The organism is Oceanobacter kriegii DSM 6294 (genome assembly GCF_000422845.1).
GTDB classification, from domain to species: domain Bacteria; phylum Pseudomonadota; class Gammaproteobacteria; order Pseudomonadales; family Oceanobacteraceae; genus Oceanobacter; species Oceanobacter kriegii.
Genome location: NZ_KE383932.1, coordinates 255,643 through 275,143, shown reverse-complemented (window position 1 = coordinate 275,143; position 19,501 = coordinate 255,643). Strand labels below are relative to the sequence as shown.

The window sequence follows — 19,501 nt, the reverse complement described above, 5'->3', positions numbered from 1 at the left end:
CTTGTCATTCTGTTGCGCGACGACGACGGCTCCGGTGTCGGAATTCAGTCGTTTATCGCTCGTTCTGTTGCTCTATAGCGGTTACAGCAAAAGCCGTTCCAGCACGCTTTTTCGCCGTTACGGGGCTGCCGTCCCCGGCGTTGCAGGATTGATAGACCCCGGCGTATTTTCAGGCTCAGAGCTACTCACAGGTATCTGGCTATTCCAGGGTGTCGGGCTGGCAGCCACGCTTAACACCACATCAACCCGGTTCTGCTGCGGTTGAAGAGAGGCATCCATTTGCCACTCAACCCGCTCATCATCGATAGCCGTCGCCAGCCCGTGGTAGTGCGCAATGCCGGTGGCTTCCAGTCGTTGTGGTGCTACACCGCCGCCCGCCAAAGCCTCGGCAACCGACGCCGCTCGCATGGCCGATAACTGCCAATTACTGTCATAAGCGCTGTCGGGCCGAATTCCCGTGTGCCCATAAACCCTGATGGTGTAGGGCCAGCGGCGAATTTCTGCCGCCAATTCGGCGACGGCTTGCCTGGCTTGCGGCGATAGCAGGTACTCACTGTCATCAAACAGGAATTCCCCGGCCAAACTGAGACTGACCCAGTCGGGACCTTTCATGACTTTTGTATCGGCGCTGGCCGGAAAAAGTTGAGCTACCTTGTCGACGTATCGTTGCGCCACCTGCAACGGCTGATTACCACGGTATGGCTGGTCGGCTGCATCAATGGGCTGTTTTTGTAACGCCATCGATTCAGCCTCCCCTTCGGCGATGCCGTTGGGCAGTTCCGCCAGACTGTTAATGCGGTTTTGCAACTCAACCAACAGATTGGTGCCCTGACGCCGGTCCACTTCACTCATGGCGTACAGCATGATGAAAAAGGCACACAGCAAGGTAATAAAGTCGGCGTAGGACAGCAGCCAGCGTTGTGAGTCCGGTGTTACCGGTGAGGCAATGGAAGGCGCCGCCCGGCGTCGTTTGACGGGCGCTTGAACACCAGTCGCACGTTTATTGATGCCAGACACGGATACGATCCACGATGGCGGCAGGGTTGGAGCCGTGCAGCAGGTCATCGACCCCTTGCAACAACGCCCAGTAAAACTGCTGCTGCACCCCAAGCCGGTGCTGGGCATATTGCTGCAATGGCAGCACCACAAGATTGGATAACGCCACCCCGTAGAAGGTGGCCACAAAGGCGGTGGCAATGCCTTGCGCCAGAGTGTCCGGATTACTGATACCCGACAGCACCTGAATCAGACCCAATACCGCGCCAACGATGCCCAGGGTGGGCAAGTAACCGGCCAAGTTACCCAACAGCGCCAGCGCTTGCTGGTCGCGGGATTGGCGATACAACAACTCGTTCTCCAACGCCTGACGAATATCAGCAGGCGGATGGCCATCCACCATCAGCTGCAGGGCACGCTGGCAAAAGCCATCTTGCTCGGCGTGCAGCAGGGTTTCCAAACCGGGGTTGCCTTTACGGCGACGGGTATTGCCCCACTCTATCAGGCGACTGGCGAGTTGTTCCATGGCGTAATGGTGATCTGCTGGCAAGTGCAGCAAGGCGTGTCGAAGGTGGCGGATAGCATCCACCGGAGCGGGAATAAAGGTGGCCAACAAGCTGCCCGGTACCACCACAATCATTGCCATCGGGTCCCACAGCAGGGACACCACGCCGCCTTCTTTGGCAAACATGGCAATAATCAGTACCGGAGCCAACAGCAGCAGTGGTAATCGCCAATATCCCATAAAGCGCTCCTTTGCCGTTGGCTATCGTTGACGGCCTTGCCTGGCTGCGGCTGTGCGGTAGGTCAGAGCAGGTCTGTCGACAGCCGTGGACCGATGTCTTTCAGTGACACAATGTCGTCGGCATAACCGGCTTTGGTAACCGCCATCGGCATGCCGTAGATCACACTGCTGGCTTCGTCCTGCGCCCAGATATGAGCCCCCGCGGCTTTCATCAATCGCGCCCCTTCCTTGCCATCCGCGCCCATGCCGGTCAGTACCAAACCCAACGCCTTGCTGCCGAAGTATTTGGCAGCTGCGGCAAAGGCAATATCGACACTGGGGCGATAGTTAATGCGGTCGTCGCTTTCGCGGATGCGAATGGCCGGCTGGCCGCGATTTTCGATCATCAGCTGCATGCCACCCGGAGCCACGTAAACATGGCCCGGAATAATCTTGTCGCCATCGACGGCTTCTTTCACCGTCATGGAACTGAGGCTGTTCAAACGCTCGGCGAAGGCTTTGGTAAACGACGCCGGCATGTGCTGAACAATAATGATTGGAGTTCGGAAGTTGGGAGCCAGCCCCTTGAATACACTTTGCAAGGCCGCGGGGCCGCCGGTCGAGGTGCCAATCAGCACCAGCTCGATGCCCTTGAGCTGCGCCGGTGGTTTGCGAGGCGCTGCCGGAGCAGCTTGCTGGGTTTGAGTGGATTTGACCGTGCCAGCATCCACTTTGGGAATGTTCTGCTGACTGGCAGCCGGAGCCGCCGATTGCGGTGCACTTGCCGGAGCAGACGCCGCTGCTGACGGCGCTGCTGACGGCGCATCGCCTTTCGGCGCACTGTCTTTACGGCCCAAGCGGCTGGCTGCAACCGCCACGATTTTGTCGGTCAGGGTACGACGCATTTCTGCGGTGCCTTTGGCCACCGCGTCAAAGTTTTTGGGCAGGTAGTCCAGTGCCCCAGCATCGAGGGCATCCAGCGTTACGCGGGCATCCTCGAACGTTAACGATGAGAACATTAACACCGGCACCGGACGGCGCATCATGATATTACGCAGCGCGGTGATGCCATCCATCACCGGCATCTCGTAGTCCATGGTGATGACGTCTGGCTGCAAGGCGTCGTTCTGCTCAATCGCTTCGCGACCGTTGCAAGCCTCACCCACCACTTTCATTCGAGGATCTGCATTAATGATGTCGGACACCCGGCGACGGAAAAAACCCGAGTCGTCGACAACCAGTACCTTGATAGCCATATAGTGGTAACTCTTCTAGACCTGACGCCGTCAGGACATCCATTTCAAATGTGCATTACCTCTGGGCCAGTCGTTGTTCGCTGGCCCTGCCTGATCAGGCCGCGCTGGCCTGTCGGGCACCGTAGTGATTCAACATGCTAGGAATATCCAGAATCAGAGCAATGCGGCCATCACCTGTGATGGTGGCACCCGCCATACCGGCAGTGCCTTGCAGCATTTTGCCCAGCGGTTTGATCACCACCTCTTCCTGGCCAACCAATTGGTCAACCACAAAGCCCACACTCTTGGTGCCAACCGACACCACTACCACGTGGCCGCTGGTGTCGTTTTTGCTGGACTTGGTTGGCACCAGCCAACGTTTGAGGTGGAACAACGGTATTGGCCGTTCACGCACCACCACCACTTCCTGACCATCAACAATGTTGGTCTGGGTCAGATCGAGGTGGAAGATTTCATTCACACTCACCAGCGGGAAGGCAAACGCCTGATCTTCCAGCATCACCATCAGCGTTGGCATGATCGCCAGCGTCAGCGGTACCTTGATCACAATGTTGGTGCCCACACCGGGTTCTGAATCAATCTTGATGGTGCCATTGAGCTGGGCGATCTTGGTTTTCACCACGTCCATGCCCACACCACGGCCCGACACATCGGAGATTTGTTCCTTGGTGGAGAATCCCGGTGCAAAGATCAGGTTAAAGCATTCCTGATCAGTCAAGCGGTCGGCGGCATCCTGATCCATCAAACCTTTCTCAACCGCCTTGCGGCGCAGCAGGTTGGCGTCCATCCCTTTACCGTCATCCTGAATTTGCAGCAGGATATGGTCACCTTCCTGTTGCGCTGACAGCACCACATGGCCTACCCGTGGCTTGCCGGACTCTTCACGTTCAGACGGTGTCTCAACCCCGTGGTCAACCGAGTTACGCACAAGGTGAACCAGTGGGTCAGCCAGTGCCTCAACCAGGTTTTTATCCAGGTCGGTTTCTTCACCGCGCAGCTCAAGGTTGATTTCTTTCTTCAACTGGCGGGCCAGATCCCGTACCACTCGAGGGAAACGACCAAATACTTTCTTGATCGGCTGCATCCGGGTTTTCATCACGGATGTTTGCAGATCACCGGTAACCACATCGAGGTTGGCCACCGCTTTCGACATCGACTCGTCGGAGCTGTTGAGGCCCAGACGTACCAATCGGTTACGTACCAGTACCAGCTCACCGACCATGTTCATGATGTCGTCAAGACGCTTGGTATCCACACGCACGGTGGCTTCCCCGCCCGCGTCCTTGTCGTTTTTGGCAGGTGCTCGCGCTGCGGGCGGCTTGCCTCCAGCGGCGCCTCCGCCGGCGGCAGCCGGTGCCGCGGGTTTGGCTGCCGGGGCAGCAGGCTTGCTTTCCGGCGCCGGCTTGCTTTCGGAAACAGGTGCAGCCGGTGGTGGTGCAGCCACTGGAGCAGCAGGAGGCTCTGGCGTTGGTTCAGGCGCTGCAGGTGCAGCCGCTTCGTCCCCATTCGCAAAGCTGTGTTTGCCTTTGCCGTGCAAACGGTCCAGCAACTCTTCAAATTCAGAGTCGGTAATCAGGTCGTCACCGCCCCCGCTTGGCGCGGCAGCTGGTTCTGGCGCAGCCGGTGCCGGAGCGCTTTCAGCAGCCGGTGCTGCAGCGCCGTGCTTGCCTTTGCCGTGAATCTGATCCAGCAGGGCTTCAAATTCGTCTTCGGTAATTTCATCGTCACCGCTGGCGCTGGCGCCTGGCATATCGAACAAATCGTCGTCTGCCGCCGCTGCCGGAGCCGCTTCAGGTGCCGGAGCCTGACCGGTACCGTCTTCATCCAACGCCGACAACAACTGCTCGAACTCGTCGTCAGTGATATCGGCATCAGGGGCACCTGCGTCTGCCTGAGCAGCCTCCGTCTGACCACCCTCAGAGACAGCCGCTTCCACAGGAGCAGCCGGGGCTTCTGCCGCAGGCTCTGGTGGTTGCTCTGGCAAGGGTTCCAGCTCGTCGGCGGTTTGTGGCTCGGCCAACTTGTGCAGCTGATGAATCAATTCCGGGTCAGCGGGCTCAGGCATCACGCCGGAGCGAACGTTGTCGAACATGTCGTTGACCGAGTCAAGCGCCTGCAACACCACGTCCATCAGGTCGGAGTTCACACCCCGCAAGCCGTTACGCAAGGTGTCGAACACGTTTTCAGCAGCGTGACAGCAGTCCACCAGAGGGGTCAGTTGCAGGAAGCCTGCACCACCCTTGACGGTGTGGAATCCACGGAAAATGGCGTTCAGCAAATCGTTGTCATCAGGGCGTTGTTCCAGCTCAACCAACTGCTCGGACAACAGCTCAAGAATCTCGCCTGCCTCTACCAGAAAATCCTGAAGAATCTCTTCATCAGCATCGAAGCTCATCTACCTGCTCCTTTAGAAACCCAAACTGGATAACAGGTCATCAACGTCATCCTGACTGGCGACCACGCCATCTACGCTTGTATCAATCTGAGGACCTTCTGCCTTGATCGGTGAATCCGGCTCGGCCTCGGGTTCTGCATCCAGCCCATGGTGTTGTATGCCCGTGATCTTATCCACAGTGCCTGCCATCACCACCAGGTTCACCAGCTGGGATTCGACGTCACGCACCAGCGTGCCGACTTTCTGAATCACCTGGCCGGTCAAATCCTGAAAGTCCTGTGCCAGCAGAATCTCGTTAAACTGATTCTTTATTTGCCGGGACTGACTTTCGCTTTGGGCCAAAAAGTCTTGTATATCCTTGGTTAACGCCCGAAATTCGGTGGGCTTGAGTTCCTTGTTAAGAAACTTTTGCCACTGCTCACCCAGCTCTGCTGCGCGCTCGTTCATTTCGGAAGCCAACGGAATGCCTTCGTCCACCAGGTCCATAGTGCGGTTGGCCGACTTGTCGGTCATTTCGATCACGTAGGAGAGCTTGTCGGTGGCTTTTTCAATCTCCGAGCCAGCGCCTACGGTTTCGATATTGAGGTTTTTGATCGACTCGTGCAGCGCCCGCGTCAGACGGCCGATCTCTTCGTACAATGTTTTGTCACGAACATCGTTCAATTGGCTGACCAGTGATACGGCGTGGGTCAGTTCCCCGCGCTCGATACTCTCGACCATGTTCTGGGCCAGAGTCTTCATTTCCTCACTGGTGGCCTGAGCGATAACAGGCTGATTGCTTTCAGACATGGTTTACATCCCTGGGTTAGCCTTCAACACGCTCAAAGATCTTTTCAATCTTTTCTTTCAGCACCGCCGCAGTGAAAGGTTTCACTACATAACCGTTCACACCGGCCTGCGCCGCTGCGACGATCTGTTCTCGCTTGGCCTCGGCCGTTACCATCAGCACCGGCAGGCTTCGCAAGCGTTCGTCTGCCCGAACTTTCTGTAACAGCTCGATACCGGTCATGCCAGGCATGTTCCAGTCGGTGACCAGAAAATCGAAGTCGCCCTGCTGCAGCATCGGCAAGGCGGTTGAGCCATCATCCGCTTCAGAGGTATTGGTAAATCCCAAATCCCGCAGCAGATTCTTAACGATGCGTCTCATCGTAGAGAAATCATCAACGATGAGAATTTTCATGTTCTTGTCCAAAACGACCTCCAATTATCGACTTCACTCACAAGCCGTACTTGCTACCCGAACACGCCTTGGCGTAAGGGCTTTAAAGGAAGTGTAGACCCACTCTGGCGGTTATCCAGAAACTCGGTAACAGTTTTCAACAAGTTGAATCAATTGGGCTTTTTTCTGCGCGCAGGGCTGTAAATCAGCCCATGCATCGGCAGTTGGAAGGGATAGGACAGGGGCTATAGTGAGCTATAAAGAGCTATAGACAGAGCCATAGCAAAGCTCAGTAGCCCTGATTCGGTATAAGGCCGGAGACTGGCTAGTCGAGCCAGCCGCCAAGACGGGAGCGCAGTCGGTGGGCCGCCTGGCTGTGTATCTGGCACACCCGGCTTTCACTGACGCCCAGCACCGCGCCAATCTCCTTGAGGTTCAATTCTTCGTCGTAGTACAACGCCAGCACCAACTGCTCGCGTTCCGGCAATTCCTTGATGGCGTCGGCCAGTTGGCGCTGAAACGCCCCTCGCTCAACCCCATGAGAGGGGTCGTCGTTGTCATCGTCCATCATGGCATCGACGGCGCTGTCGTTGTTTTCCAGCATTTCTTCGTAACTGAACAGCCGACAGCTGGCGCTGTCGCGCAGTACCCCATGGTATTCATCGGTACTCATGCCCAACCGTTCAGCCACTTCGCTGTCTTCAGCGTCACGGCCTTTTTCACTTTCGATTTCGTGAATGGCGTCGCTGATCCGGCGGGTATTGCGGTGCACCGAGCGGGGAGCCCAGTCACCGCGCCGCATTTCGTCCAACATGGCGCCTCGAATGCGGATACCAGCGTAGGTTTCAAAGCTGGCGCCCTTGTCACCATCGTATTTACGAGCAGCTTCCAGCAGGCCAATCATGCCCGCCTGAATCAGGTCGTTCAGTTGCACCGAGTCGGGTAATCGCCCCATCAAATGATGGGCAATGCGTTTTACCAGCGTGGCATGCTCCCGAACGCGCTCGTCGACGCTGTTCTTTTCTACTGCGGCATAGGCCATACAACTCGTGTGATTCACTGTCAGGCTCCGATCTGTTGCTGCACCAGTCGATCAACAAAAAATTCCAGGTGACCCCGTGGGGTAGCCGGCAGCGGCCAGGCATCCACTTTTTTAGCCAGCGCCCTGAATGCCGTTGCAGCTCGCGAACGCGGATAGGCTTCGACCACGGCTTTCTGCCGCTGCACTGCGCGTTTGACGGCGTCGTCTTGCGGCACCGCGCCAACGTATTGCAGGGCAACGTCGAGGAAGCGGTCCGTCACCTTGGTGAGCTTGCCAAACAGAGCGTGGCCGTCTTGTGGGGTGCGCACCATGTTGGCAACGATGCGGAATCGGAACATGTCGTAGTCCCGGTTCAGCAGTTTGATCTGGGCGTAGGCATCGGTAATGGACGTCGGCTCGTCGGTCACTACCATCAGCACCTCCTGAGCGGCACAGACGAAGCTGATAACGGTGTCGGAAATCCCCGCAGCGGTGTCCACGATCAATACGTCGATGTCGTCAGCCAGCTCGCTGAATGCCTGAATCAGGCCCGCGTGCTCCATGGTGTTCAGCTGCGACAGCTTCTGGGTTCCCGACGCCGCCGGCACAATGCGAATGCCGCCCGGCCCGCGAACCATGATGTCGCGCAGGTCACACTCCCCTGCCAGCACATTTTCGATGGTTTTGGAGGAGCTGATCCCCAGCAGAATGTCGATGTTGGCAAGGCCCAAATCGGCATCCAGCACCACCACCCGACGGCCGAGTTCAGCCAGGCCGATGGCCAGATTGACCGAGAGGTTGCTTTTGCCAACCCCGCCCTTGCCGCCAGTTACTGCGATTACCTGAACTGGATGTGCCATAACTACTGAACTCCGTGTTGTGAACCGGATTGCTGACCAAAACGACCGGATACGGTCGCTTGCCAGCGTGTACGTGCCATCCGCGCCATTTGCTCGGATAGTTTGACCAGCTTGCCCGCGTCGGGGTAATGCAGGTCGTCCGGGATATGTGGACCATCAGCCACCATCACTACCGGCGTGCGGGTCAATGCCGCAATGCTCATGGCAGGACCGAGGCTGAAGCATTCGTCCAGCTTGGTGAAAATGCAGCCGGCCAGGCCGGCATCTTTGTAATGCTCGTAATTTTCTTGCAAACAACGTCCCTGACTGGTCAATGGCAGTGTCAGCAGGCAACGCAGTCGAGGGCCCTTGCCCTGACGGTTGCAGGCTTTCTTCAGCATAGACAATTGCACGGGAAACGACGGGTCCTGGCTGGCCAGACCGGCGGTATCCACCAGCACCAGCTTTTTCCGTTCCTTGCTGTACAGCTGTTCCACCATCGCCAACAGGTCGTCCCCTGGCGCTGCGGTGTGCAATTGCACGCCCAGAATCCGTGCCACACTGCGCAGCTGGTCCTGGGCGGCAACGCGGTAACTGTCCATGCTCACCAGCGCCACCGAATCAGCGCCGTGGTGAATCACAAAGCGGGCGGCCAGCTTGCCAATGGTGGTGGTTTTACCCGCCCCCGTAGGACCAACCAGTGCAAAAATTCCGCCTTTGTCGAGGCTGCCGGCCTTGGCAATGGGTACGTCAGAGGCCATTTGTTGCAGCACCTGCTTCCAGCCTTGTTCGAGATTCTCGTGGTCTTCAATGGAGGTAACGATGCGATCCGACCAGACTGGTTCCAGCCCCATGTCCTGGCAACGCTGCCATAGCTGACTCTGCTGCCAGGTCATCGGACGACCGGTATCCCAGGCGCTACCGCCGTGGCTGACCATCCAGTTTTTCAGGTCGCTGAGTTCGCCTTTCATACGTTCCAGCATGTCGCCGTAGGCTTCGCTGTCGATGCCAGCACCTGACGTCATTCCAGCAGCCACTCCAGCAGACATTCCGTTAGCCATGTCTGACCGTGCCGCAGAAGCTGGTTTTGACGTCGGTATGGAGGCTGGCTCTGCGGCAATGTCGACCGCCGGACGTTCATAGCCTGCCAGCGGTGACATCGCCGCATTGCGATGACCGCTGTCGAAACGAATGTCGCGCTCAAGATCGACCGGCGCCGGGGTTTCACCGCGGGCAATGGCCTGCTGACGGTCTTTCTGCAAGGCGCGGGCACGTTCGAGTTCTTTTTGCAGCTCCAGCTGACGGTTCACTTCGCTGGGGCTCTTCTGGTTGTCGCTCTGGTAATCCAGTGCCGCCACCACTTCAAAGCCTTCGGCAACTTTCTTGGTCGACAGGATGACGGCGTCGTCTCCCAGTTCACGGGAAACAATGCGCAGCGCCTGTTGCATGTTGGGTCCAATGAAGCGTTTTACTTTCATAAGAACGTCTCTATTTCCGCTGGGCACGCCCTGCCATCAATTATCGTTTGCCACCCACTGCTGCCGAGATGGTGATGCTCTTGGTGTCGGGTATTTCCTGATACGACAACACGTGCAGCTGTTCCAGTGAGTTACGTACAAATTGCGCCATCGCTGTACGGATCTGGGCGGTTACCAGCAGCACTGCCGGATGACCTGCCATTTCCTGATTCTGGACCGCTTCGGTGAGCGACTTTTGCAGTGTCTCGGCCATCGCCGGTTCCAGAACCAATCCTGCTTGCCCACCGGTCTGCTGGGCCTGTTGCAATGACTGTTGATAGGACTTCAGCAATAACTGTTCCAACCCTGGATCAAGGGTGATAACCGGCAGCTCATCCGCATGGCCGTAGATGTTCTGGACGATCAGGCGACGCAAGCCCATGCGGGCAGCGGCCATCAAAGCGGCAGGATCTTGACTGTTTGCCGGTGAGTTCGCCAAAGATTCGGCGATGGATCGCATGTCGCGGATCGGCACGTGTTCTTTCAGCAGGCTTTGCAGTACGCCCAGCAGCTGGCTGACGTTCACCTTGTTGGGCACAAGTTCTTCGGCCAACTTCGGCGACTTGTCGGCCAGCATGTCCACCAGCTTCTGAACGTCTTCATGGCCCAGCAGCTCGTGGGAGTGACGGTAGAGTTTCTGATTCAGATGAGTCGCCACCACGGTGCTGGCATCTACCACGGTGTAGCCAAGGGTCTGGGCGCGGTCTTTTTGGCTGGCTTCAATCCAGAAGGCGTCCATCCCGAACGCCGGGTCCTTGCCAGCGATGCCGTCAATTTTACCGAACACCTCACCGGGGTTGATCGCCATTTCACGTTCCGGATGAATTTCCGCTTCCGCCAGGGTGACGCCCATCAGAGTGATGCGGTATTGATTCGGCAGCAGGTCGAGGTTGTCGCGGATATGCACCGATGGCATCAGAAAACCGAGGTCTTGCGAGAGCTTGCGGCGAACGCCTTTAATGCGGCTAAGCAGCTGACCGTTCTGGTGTTTGTCGACCAGTGGAATCAAGCGGTAGCCGACTTCCAGCCCAACCCGGTCAACCGGTTCAACGTCGTCCCAGCCCAGCTCCTTGACCTCCATTTGCTTGATCGCCTGCTCCGCTTTCTGCTTCGGAGCCTCCAGAGCACCGCCCTTGCCACCAGCAGCCGATGGCAACGCCTTGGGATCTTGCTTGGGTTTGCCGCCGAAGCGTTTGACCACCGCATCACCCAGCTGACCGCCGTCCTTGCTGTAACGAATGGCGTAGGCCAATACACCAGCGACCAGCGCCGCCCCAAGAAACACCGCATGAGGCATACCGGGGATAACGCCCATCAGGAACATCAAACCCGCAGCGACGCCGAGCGCCTTGGCCGACGAGAACATCTGGCCAACCACCTGAGTGCCCATATCTTCATCATTGCCGTTGCGCGTCACCATAATGGCGGTGGCCACCGACAGCAGCAGCGACGGAATTTGCGCCACCAGACCATCACCGATGGCCAACAGGGTGTAGACCTCGACGGCGTCGCCAAAGCCCAGGTTATGCTGTCCCATACCAATGGCAAAACCGCCGATCACGTTGATCAACAGAATCAGAATACCGGCGACGGCATCGCCTTTAACGAATTTACTGGCACCGTCCATGGCACCGTAGAAGTCAGCTTCACCGGCCACTTCAGCACGGCGAGTGCGCGCTTGGTCAGCATCAATCAGACCGGCGTTCAAATCGGCATCAATTGCCATTTGCTTGCCGGGCATGGCATCGAGGGTGAAGCGGGCACTCACTTCGGATACCCGGCCGGCGCCCTTGGTGACCACCACAAAGTTGATGATCATCAGAATCATAAAGACCACCAGACCGACGGCATAGTTACCGCCGATCAGCACTTCACCAAAGGCCTCGATTACCTTACCGGCGGAATCTCCACCCTCGTGGCCATTCATCAGTACCACACGGGTAGACGCCACGTTCAGGGCCAGACGTAGCAAGGTAGCAACCAACAGAATCGTCGGAAAAATGGCGAAATCGAGCGGCTTTCTGGCATATACGCTGACCAGCAACACCACGATCGACAGCGCAATGTTGAAGGTAAAAAAGGTATCCAACAGCAGCGGTGGCAACGGCAGGGTCATCATGCCCAGCAGCACCACCACCATCATGGGAATGCTGAGGTTGCCTTTCAGCAGCAACGAGCTGCCTTGCTTGATTTGGGAAAACACCTGAGACGCGGCCGTCGCCATAACCCTACCCGTCAGAAAATTGAATCTATGGAGGGTGTTGCACTAACCGGGCCAGAAAATCGGGTGTCGGGTGTCGGGTGTCGGGTGTCGGGTGTCGGGTGTCGGGTGTCGGGTGTCGGGTGTCTGGTGTCTGGCGTCTGGCGTCTGGCGTCTGGCGTCTGGCGTCTGGCGTCTGGCGTCTGGCGTCTGGCGAACAATAATCAAACACCAAACGCCAGCGACAAAAAAAGCGGCCGGAGCCGCTTTCTTCAGGAAAATACCAAACTGCGGTATTAACGCACCGCGGATACATCCTCGGCTTGCGGGCCTTTGTCACCGCGAACCACAGTGAACTTCACACGCTGGCCTTCGGTCAGGGAGCGATGGCCCTGGCCACGGATGGAGCGGAAGTGTACGAACACGTCTTCACCTTCATCCCAGGTAATAAAGCCGAAGCCTTTTTTTACGTTGAACCACTTGACGACACCACGCTCACGGCCGTCATCAACGTCTTCCTCAACCATGGTGCCAGAGCTGCGCTGACGACGACGTGGTTCAGAATCCCCACCCGCCATAAACACGGCTACCAGGCCCCCTGCCAAACCGGCCAGGAACACAATCATCGGAATTGCCAGTGGCAATGCATCTGCCACAGAAGAACCATCTGCCAGTACAAGATCACCCAGCAGGGAAGTAAATGACAACCAGAACGCAACCAGTACAATGACGGCACACAGCAGTGCCAAACTTATTTTTTTTGCCATATTGCTACCTGTATATAACGACTAACGATATTTTTATCATTCACGCAGTAAGGACAAACTAACCTTACTCTTTGAATGTAATCCCAAATTTCCAAAAAAATCAATATGATAGCGAACCACGCAAAGGCAGGACCAAAAACACAATGAGCGATACCGATCTTTCCGCCCAACTCGCATCAGCACTGGACCGAATCCAGGAACTGGAAATGCGAAATGCCTATTCCGATGAGCTGATCGACGCCCTGAACCAGCAGGTTTCGCGTTTGAACGGTGACTTTGAACTGGCACGCCAGGCCATGCAACTGATGAATCAGCGTCTGGAACAACTGATGCAGTCCCAGGGCATGTCAAAATCGCCATCCGATGATGTGCCTCCACCACATTATTAATGAATGAATTGATTATCGTGAATACATCACAGCAGTCTGCTTAAATCGTTCTGACAACCGATACCCCAAATCATTACCTATAAAAACAACATCGGTTTTTTCCACACTCCCATAACATTCACCCTGATTCGGACACTTTGGCAACATGAGCTGGTTATCAAGAACGCGACAAACCATGCTGCGCTGGCTACAAAAGGCGCTGTATCTGATTCTGAAAACCCGACTGATTGGCCCACAGCAGTCCCAGGGCAATCCCGACGGCACCATCCGGGTGTATGCCTTTTTATACCCGTCACTGGCTGAAACCCTGGTGGTTGACCGCGAAGTGGCCGAGTTTGAGTGGCCCCAGCCACTGCAAAAAGGCTACGCCGCAGCGGGCCTGACACCCTTTTTCCATGTCTATCGCCGTGCTGGCGGCCCGTTCCGCAAGGAAGGCAAACCGGTCACCAGCAAGGCCTTGCAGCAATTGGCCCAATGGCAAATTGCTCATCCGGAGCAGGAACTCGAAATTGTCCCCGTACGCGTGTTCTGGGGCCGCGGCCCGGAGAAAGAAGGCTCATTCCTGCGTATCTGGATTCAGAACAGCGGTACTCTCGGTGGTCGCCTGTTCACCTTGATGGCGATCCTGATTAACGGCCGCAATACCTTCGTGCATTTCAGTCGGCCGGTGTCGATGAAGCGACTGGTAAAGAACACCACCACCCCGGCCCAGCTGGCGCGTAAAACCGGTATGTTGCTGCGCACCCATTTCCGCGTGGTTGGCCAAACCGTTATTGGCCCGGACCTGTCGCACCGCCGCACCCTGATCAGCCAGATCCCCAACCGTCCGCTGGTGAAGAAAGCCATCGACAACGCCGTCGATAACAACGGCATGTCGCCACCACGAGCGCGCAAGAAAGCCCTCAAATACGCTGACGAGATCGCCTCCAACATCTCCTACACCACCGTACGCTTTCTGGATGTGCTGTTAAGCTGGGTTTGGAACACCCTCTATGACGGCGTCAAAATCCACAACATCGAACAACTGAAAACCGCCGCCCGCGACAACGAAGTGATTTATGTGCCCTGCCATCGCAGCCACATTGATTACCTGCTGTTGTCGTATGTGCTGTACCACAGTGGCTTGCAGCTGCCGCAAATTGCCGCAGGCATTAACCTCAATATTCCAGTAGTGGGGCCAATTTTACGCCGTGGCGGTGCTTTCTTTATTCGTCGCTCGTTCCGCGACAACCCACTCTATGCCGCCGTGTTCGACGAATACCTGCACACCATTTTCACCCGTGGTTATTCGGCCGAATATTTCGTTGAAGGTGGCCGCAGCCGTACCGGCCGGACATTGCAACCGAAAGCCGGCATGCTGGCCATGACCCTGCGCAGCTATTTGCGCGACAGCCGCAAACCGATTCTGTTTATGCCGGTGTATGTCGGCTATGAAAAAGTATTTGAAGCCAACAGCTATCAGAAAGAGCTGAAAGGCGCCAAAAAGCGCAAGGAAAGTTTGCTGGGCGTTGTCGGCACCCTGAAATCCTTCCGTCGTAACTTTGGCAAGGTGCACGTGACCTTTGGCGACCCGGTGTACCTGACCGAATTCCTTAACCAGCGACAGCCCGAGTGGCGTCAGCAGGATCATGCCGCCAGCGAATACCGGCCGGAATGGGCACGCGACGTGGTCGACCAACTGGCCCAGCGCATTGTCACTGAAATCAACCGTGCAGCGTCGGTGAACCCGATCAACCTGGTGGCCATGGCCTTGCTGGCCAGCCCCCGCGAGGCGATGCCGGAAACCGCCTTGATCCAGCGTCTGGAGCAATGGTCTGCCATGATCGAAGCGGTCCCCATCAGCCAGATGACCCACGTCAGCGAAGGCCAACCGGAAGACTGGATTGACCACGCCGAAACCCTCGGCACCATCAGCCGTTTGAGCCACGACATGGGCGATCTGATTCACGCCGACGACCGTCAGGCGGTGTCACTCACCTACTATCGCAACAACGTTCTGCACTTGTTGGCCCTGCCTGGCATCCTGTGCTGTTTGCTGAGCCACCGTCAGGGCATGCTGTTCAGCCAGATTCACGAATCCGTGCGGGCCTTGTTCCCGTACCTGAAGGCCGAACTGTTCTTGCCATGGCAAGAGGATGAACTGGAACATCAGGTGTTGGGCTGGCTGCAACAGTTGTGTTCGGCGGGCTACCTGAAGCACGACGACGGCATCTACAAGGCCGTCGACGACCGTGACTCGGCTTACAACGAGCTGGAGGCCATGGCTCACCTGATGATGCCAACACTGGAACGTTACTACCTGACACTGGCACTGTTGAACCATCACGGTTCCGAGGTGTTTAGCGCCGAACGGCTGGAACAACAGAGCACCCTGATTGCCCAGCGTATCAGCCTGCTGCATGGCCTCAATGCGCCGGAGTTTTTCGATAAGAGCCTGTTCCGTACGCTGGTTAACCAGCTACTGAAGCAGCAGGTACTGGCCGAATCCGACGACGGCAAGCTGGCCATTGTTGGCGGCCTGGAACTCTTGATTGTGCAGTTGGAGAAAGCACTGGATGGCAGCGTGCGCCATACCATTCAGCGCAGCTTGTAACAGGAGGACCAGCCTGCGAGACACGCAGGTTGTAGATTGTTCTAACTCAGCTCGCTGTTAACACCAGAGGCTCAGCTATCGACAAACGCTTCGCTTGCGAACGGAGCGACTTTGGCGAGTGCATACACATCAAAGCGATTCGACTTGCCCGTCAGTGAATAGCTGGGAGCACGGTCGGCCAATGGCACTGCCTTACGGCCCCGCTTGACCACCACACGACAGCGAGCCACCCCAAGGGCATGATCGAGCAATTCATCGGCGTCCATATCGGCACCAACCAAGCTACGAAACGCCTGCATGTCCTTTTTCACCTGCGCCGAGCCCTTGGCATCTTCACCAAACATCGGGTCCAGATACACCACATCGGGCTTATCCGCCGGGTTGTCGATCGGCTGTAGCAATTCGTGGCTGGAGCCGAATTTCAGCGACATACGGGCAATGATATCGCCCACATCCGGGTCATCCACCGCTCGCTGCAAACCATCCTGCAACAAGGCTGCAACCACCGGCTGACGCTCGTGGGCTCGCACCGTACAACCAAGGGTGGCCAGCACAAAGCTGTCACGGCCAAGCCCGGCGGTGGCATCAATCACTGACGGTTTATAGCCACTGCTGATGCCAACGGCCTTGGCAATGTCCTGTCCCATGCCGCCACCAAACTTGCGTCGATGGGCGGCTGCTCCAGCGGTGAAGTCGACCTGTACCCGGGCTTTGCCTTTCTTGCCGCCTTCTTGCAACGCCAGTCCATCGAAGCCCAACACCAGATGGAACCCTGGCTCAAGAAGCGACGCCTTGCTGCCATAGGTAAATCCGAACTGTTCACACCACTGACGGGCGGCAGGTTGCAGGTCGGCATTCAGACAAATCAATTCAGGCATAAGGCGTTTTCGGTCCGCTCACATCATCAAGGGTTTTACACAAAGAACAGGAACAACACGGCACCCAGTAACAGGCGATAGATCACGAATGGCAACATGCCGACACGATCGACCAACTGCAGGAAGTAATGAATGCCCGCCCAGGCGCTGATGCCGGAAATGGCCACGCCCAGCAGCAAAGTACCCCAGTCGACCAAAGTGTCGGCACTGATCAGTTCAATGGTTTTCAGGCCACTGGCCGCCAGAATCAGAGGGATCGACAGCAGGAATGAGAAACGCGCTGCATCCAGACGGTGGAAACCCAAAAACAACGCCGCGGTCATGGTGATGCCCGAGCGAGAGGTACCCGGAATCAACGCCAGAGCCTGAGCAAAGCCAATCGCCAATGCCAACGCGATGGTCATTTCGGTGAGATCATTGCGATGGGATTTGAAGCGGTCCGACAGCCCCAGAATCACACCGAATACGATGGTCGTGGTCGCAATCACAGTGGTGGAGCGGAGGTTTTCTTCAATGAAGCTTTCGCCCAACAGGCCAAAGATCACCGCTGGCACGGTCGCCAGTGCCACCATCCACGACAGCTTGGCGTCGGCGTTGGGCGTTTTGGTAAAGCCAGTGGTAAAGAACCCGGCAATCATGCGCTGCAATTCGGCCCGGTAGTACCAAACTACCGCCAGCAAAGTGCCAAAGTGCACCGCCACATCAAAAGCCAAGCCCTGATCCTGCCAACCTAACACCTGGGAGGGAAGAATCAGATGCGCTGAACTCGAGATTGGCAAAAATTCGGTAATGCCCTGCACAATGGCCAGAACAAAGGTTTCAAAAAATCCCACGGGCTCTCCTTGATAATGAACAACCGGCGATCAGCCGCCGGGCAAAACAGATCCTGAATTCAATCAGGGAATTATGTCACTCAGCGTTTCAGCAGGCTCGGCTGCTCGTCGAGTTTCTTCCAGGCAACGGAATCCCGCAGGTAAACCGGTGGGTATTGGTCCAGCTCACCAAACAGCTGTTGCTGCCAGGCAGCCTGCACCGGTGCCGTAGCAAAACCACACAAAGGCTCTATGTCTTCCAGCCGTGCGCATTGAGTCGGTAGCGGCATGCTCTCTGGCAGCAATTTGACGCCATTGCCAGCAAGACACCAGTTGGACTCAGGCTCAGAGCCAAAGGCCTCGGCAAGAGCCGCCGCGCAAACGTCCGGCGCTCCAACGTGCTCGTCGCCCACAAGGGCCCAGATGCCATTGTCCTGACGCTGATACACGCCCCAGAACACCTCGCCCATGTGAGCATCCAGAATGCTGACAATACGGTCCGGCTGACCACCCAGGCTGGCGGCACTCTGCTGAGCCAGCATTTGCAGGGTAGAGAAACCGTACACCGGAATATCCAGCCCCATGGCAATGCCCTGCACCACGCTCACTGCAATACGAATACCCGTAAAAGAGCCTGGGCCGCGAGCGTAGGCAATGCCATCCAGCTCAGCCTTGGGCAAACCGGCCAATTGCAGCACTTCATCCACCATTGGCAGCAACCGCTGGGCATGACGACGGGGTTGGGTCTCGGACAAATCATGGCGCTGCTCCCCGTTCAGCAAGGTCACGGAACACAAGGAAGAAGATGCATCGAGAATCAACAGGTTGGCCATACGTACTGCCCTAAGCGAAAAGCGCGCAGTATAGCAATGAAGACGGGACTGGACGATGGCCGATTACAGCAACGGCAGCGCAGAAACAGCGGCCATAAAAAAAGCGCCCGAAGGCGCTTCTTTGCAGTTCTGGAGCGTCGGGATTAACCCAGTGCTTCCATAACGCGAGCAGTGATGTCTTGCAGGGAGCCAACGCCAGGGATGTGGCTGTATTTTGGTGCCTTGTCGCCACCTTTGGCTTCCAGTTCCTTGTAGAAGGAAACCAGCGGCTCGGTTTGCTCGTGGTAGATAGCCAGACGCTTGCGAACAGTGCCTTCCTGGTCATCGTCACGCTGAACCAGGTCTTCACCGGTTTCGTCGTCCTTGCCTTCCGCTTTAGGCGGGTTGTACACCACGTGGTACACACGGCCGGAACCTGGGTGTACACGACGGCCGCTCAGACGCTGAACAATTTCTTCGTCATCAACGTGGATTTCAACCACCGCGTCGATATCCACACCGGCTTCCAGCATGGCTTCTGCCTGTGGAATGGTGCGTGGGAAGCCATCCAGCAGGAAGCCATTGGCACAGTCGTCTTGTTGAATACGCTCTTTTACCAGACCGATGATGATTTCATCAGAAACCAGACCACCGGTTTCCATGATTTCTTTCACCTTCAAACCCAGCTCGGTGCCAGCTTTCACTGCCGCACGCAGCATATCGCCGGTAGAGATTTGTGGAATATCGTACTTTTCACAAATGAACTGAGCCTGAGTGCCTTTACCCGCACCCGGCGCGCCCAAAAGAATTACGCGCATGCGTTTCCCCTCGTTGTTTTAGCTTGGAATTTCTTGAATCCCTTCGGTCAAATCTTATTGATTATTTTTTAACCAGGGCAAAAAAAAGAACTTACCTTACTCTGGCCAGACCCCAATCTCAACTTATTCTGACCGAATTCGGCCTTCAGTGTCGCAAGACTTTGGTATAGCGACTTGATTGGCGTCACAGAACCGCCATTAGGGCTTAACTCCCTCTTGATACCAATGACCCAGACCGCCAGATGTACACAATTAGTCTTTCAGAATCAGTGACTTGAGCAATCGATAAAGCAGCTGTCGAAATTCGGTCCAGCGGCCGGTCATG

Annotated in this window: 17 protein-coding genes; 2 read left to right on the top strand and 15 right to left on the bottom strand. The window is 56.6% G+C overall.

The window, feature by feature from the left end; translation table 11 throughout:
• Positions 1-117: 117 nt before the first annotated feature.
• From G516_RS0117790 to G516_RS25220, 11 genes are all read right to left on the bottom strand, one after another.
• Entirely contained in the window at positions 118-1,017 is a 900-nt protein-coding gene (locus G516_RS0117790; protein WP_028294791.1) for a flagellar motor protein MotB, read from the bottom strand.
• Entirely contained in the window at positions 1,001-1,741 is a 741-nt protein-coding gene (locus G516_RS0117785; protein WP_028294790.1) for a motility protein A, read from the bottom strand. The genes G516_RS0117790 and G516_RS0117785 overlap by 17 nt, the downstream gene beginning before the upstream one ends.
• Positions 1,742-1,803: 62 nt before the next feature.
• On the bottom strand, positions 1,804-2,976 hold the full coding sequence (locus G516_RS0117780) for a protein-glutamate methylesterase/protein-glutamine glutaminase (RefSeq protein ID WP_028294789.1): 1,173 nt from the start codon (positions 2,974-2,976) through the stop codon (positions 1,804-1,806).
• 94 nt (positions 2,977-3,070) lie between these two features.
• Positions 3,071-5,371 carry a chemotaxis protein CheA gene (locus tag G516_RS0117775; protein ID WP_028294788.1) on the bottom strand — a complete coding sequence of 767 codons (2,301 nt, stop codon included), beginning with the start codon at positions 5,369-5,371 and terminating at the stop codon, positions 3,071-3,073.
• 12 nt (positions 5,372-5,383) lie between these two features.
• Entirely contained in the window at positions 5,384-6,160 is a 777-nt protein-coding gene (locus tag G516_RS0117770) for a protein phosphatase CheZ (protein ID WP_036537266.1), read from the bottom strand.
• 16 nt (positions 6,161-6,176) lie between these two features.
• Positions 6,177-6,551 carry a chemotaxis response regulator CheY gene (gene cheY, locus G516_RS0117765; RefSeq protein WP_456090133.1) on the bottom strand — a complete coding sequence of 125 codons (375 nt, stop codon included), beginning with the start codon at positions 6,549-6,551 and terminating at the stop codon, positions 6,177-6,179.
• Between the two features lie 304 nt (positions 6,552-6,855).
• The gene (locus tag G516_RS0117760) at positions 6,856-7,572 is read right to left on the bottom strand and encodes an RNA polymerase sigma factor FliA (protein ID WP_036537264.1); all 717 of its coding nucleotides are present in this window, start codon (positions 7,570-7,572) and stop codon (positions 6,856-6,858) included.
• A 20-nt stretch (positions 7,573-7,592) separates the two neighbouring features.
• On the bottom strand, positions 7,593-8,411 hold the full coding sequence (locus G516_RS0117755) for a MinD/ParA family protein (RefSeq protein ID WP_028294784.1): 819 nt from the start codon (positions 8,409-8,411) through the stop codon (positions 7,593-7,595).
• A gap of 2 nt (positions 8,412-8,413) precedes the next feature.
• Entirely contained in the window at positions 8,414-9,868 is a 1,455-nt protein-coding gene (flhF, locus tag G516_RS0117750) for a flagellar biosynthesis protein FlhF (protein WP_028294783.1), read from the bottom strand.
• Positions 9,869-9,908: 40 nt separating this feature from the next.
• Positions 9,909-12,131: a flagellar biosynthesis protein FlhA gene (flhA, locus tag G516_RS0117745; RefSeq protein WP_051219571.1), complete on the bottom strand. Its 2,223-nt coding sequence runs from the start codon at positions 12,129-12,131 to the stop codon at positions 9,909-9,911.
• A 272-nt stretch (positions 12,132-12,403) separates the two neighbouring features.
• Entirely contained in the window at positions 12,404-12,874 is a 471-nt protein-coding gene (locus G516_RS25220) for a cold-shock protein (RefSeq protein WP_028294781.1), read from the bottom strand.
• Positions 12,875-13,017: 143 nt separating this feature from the next.
• Here G516_RS25220 and G516_RS23170 point away from each other — a divergent pair, with 143 nt between their 5' ends.
• Both G516_RS23170 and plsB read left to right on the top strand, forming a co-directional pair.
• Entirely contained in the window at positions 13,018-13,263 is a 246-nt protein-coding gene (locus tag G516_RS23170) for a SlyX family protein (RefSeq protein ID WP_036537261.1), read from the top strand.
• Positions 13,264-13,408: 145 nt separating this feature from the next.
• The gene (gene plsB, locus G516_RS0117725; RefSeq protein ID WP_028294780.1) at positions 13,409-15,856 is read left to right on the top strand and encodes a glycerol-3-phosphate 1-O-acyltransferase PlsB; all 2,448 of its coding nucleotides are present in this window, start codon (positions 13,409-13,411) and stop codon (positions 15,854-15,856) included.
• A 71-nt stretch (positions 15,857-15,927) separates the two neighbouring features.
• Here plsB and G516_RS0117720 read toward each other — a convergent pair whose 3' ends face one another.
• The 4 genes from G516_RS0117720 to adk all read right to left on the bottom strand — a co-directional run bounded on the left by G516_RS0117720 (position 15,928) and on the right by adk (position 19,176).
• Positions 15,928-16,734, bottom strand: coding sequence for a class I SAM-dependent methyltransferase (locus G516_RS0117720; protein WP_028294779.1), 807 nt, complete (start codon positions 16,732-16,734; stop codon positions 15,928-15,930).
• A 35-nt stretch (positions 16,735-16,769) separates the two neighbouring features.
• Positions 16,770-17,567 (bottom strand): undecaprenyl-diphosphate phosphatase, encoded by a 798-nt coding sequence (locus G516_RS0117715; protein WP_028294778.1) that lies wholly within the window; start codon positions 17,565-17,567, stop codon positions 16,770-16,772.
• An 80-nt stretch (positions 17,568-17,647) separates the two neighbouring features.
• A complete protein-coding gene (tsaB, locus tag G516_RS0117710; protein ID WP_028294777.1) occupies positions 17,648-18,379 on the bottom strand; it encodes a tRNA (adenosine(37)-N6)-threonylcarbamoyltransferase complex dimerization subunit type 1 TsaB in 732 nt (243 codons plus the stop codon).
• A 143-nt stretch (positions 18,380-18,522) separates the two neighbouring features.
• Positions 18,523-19,176 carry an adenylate kinase gene (adk, locus tag G516_RS0117705; protein WP_028294776.1) on the bottom strand — a complete coding sequence of 218 codons (654 nt, stop codon included), beginning with the start codon at positions 19,174-19,176 and terminating at the stop codon, positions 18,523-18,525.
• Positions 19,177-19,501: the final 325 nt, after the last annotated feature.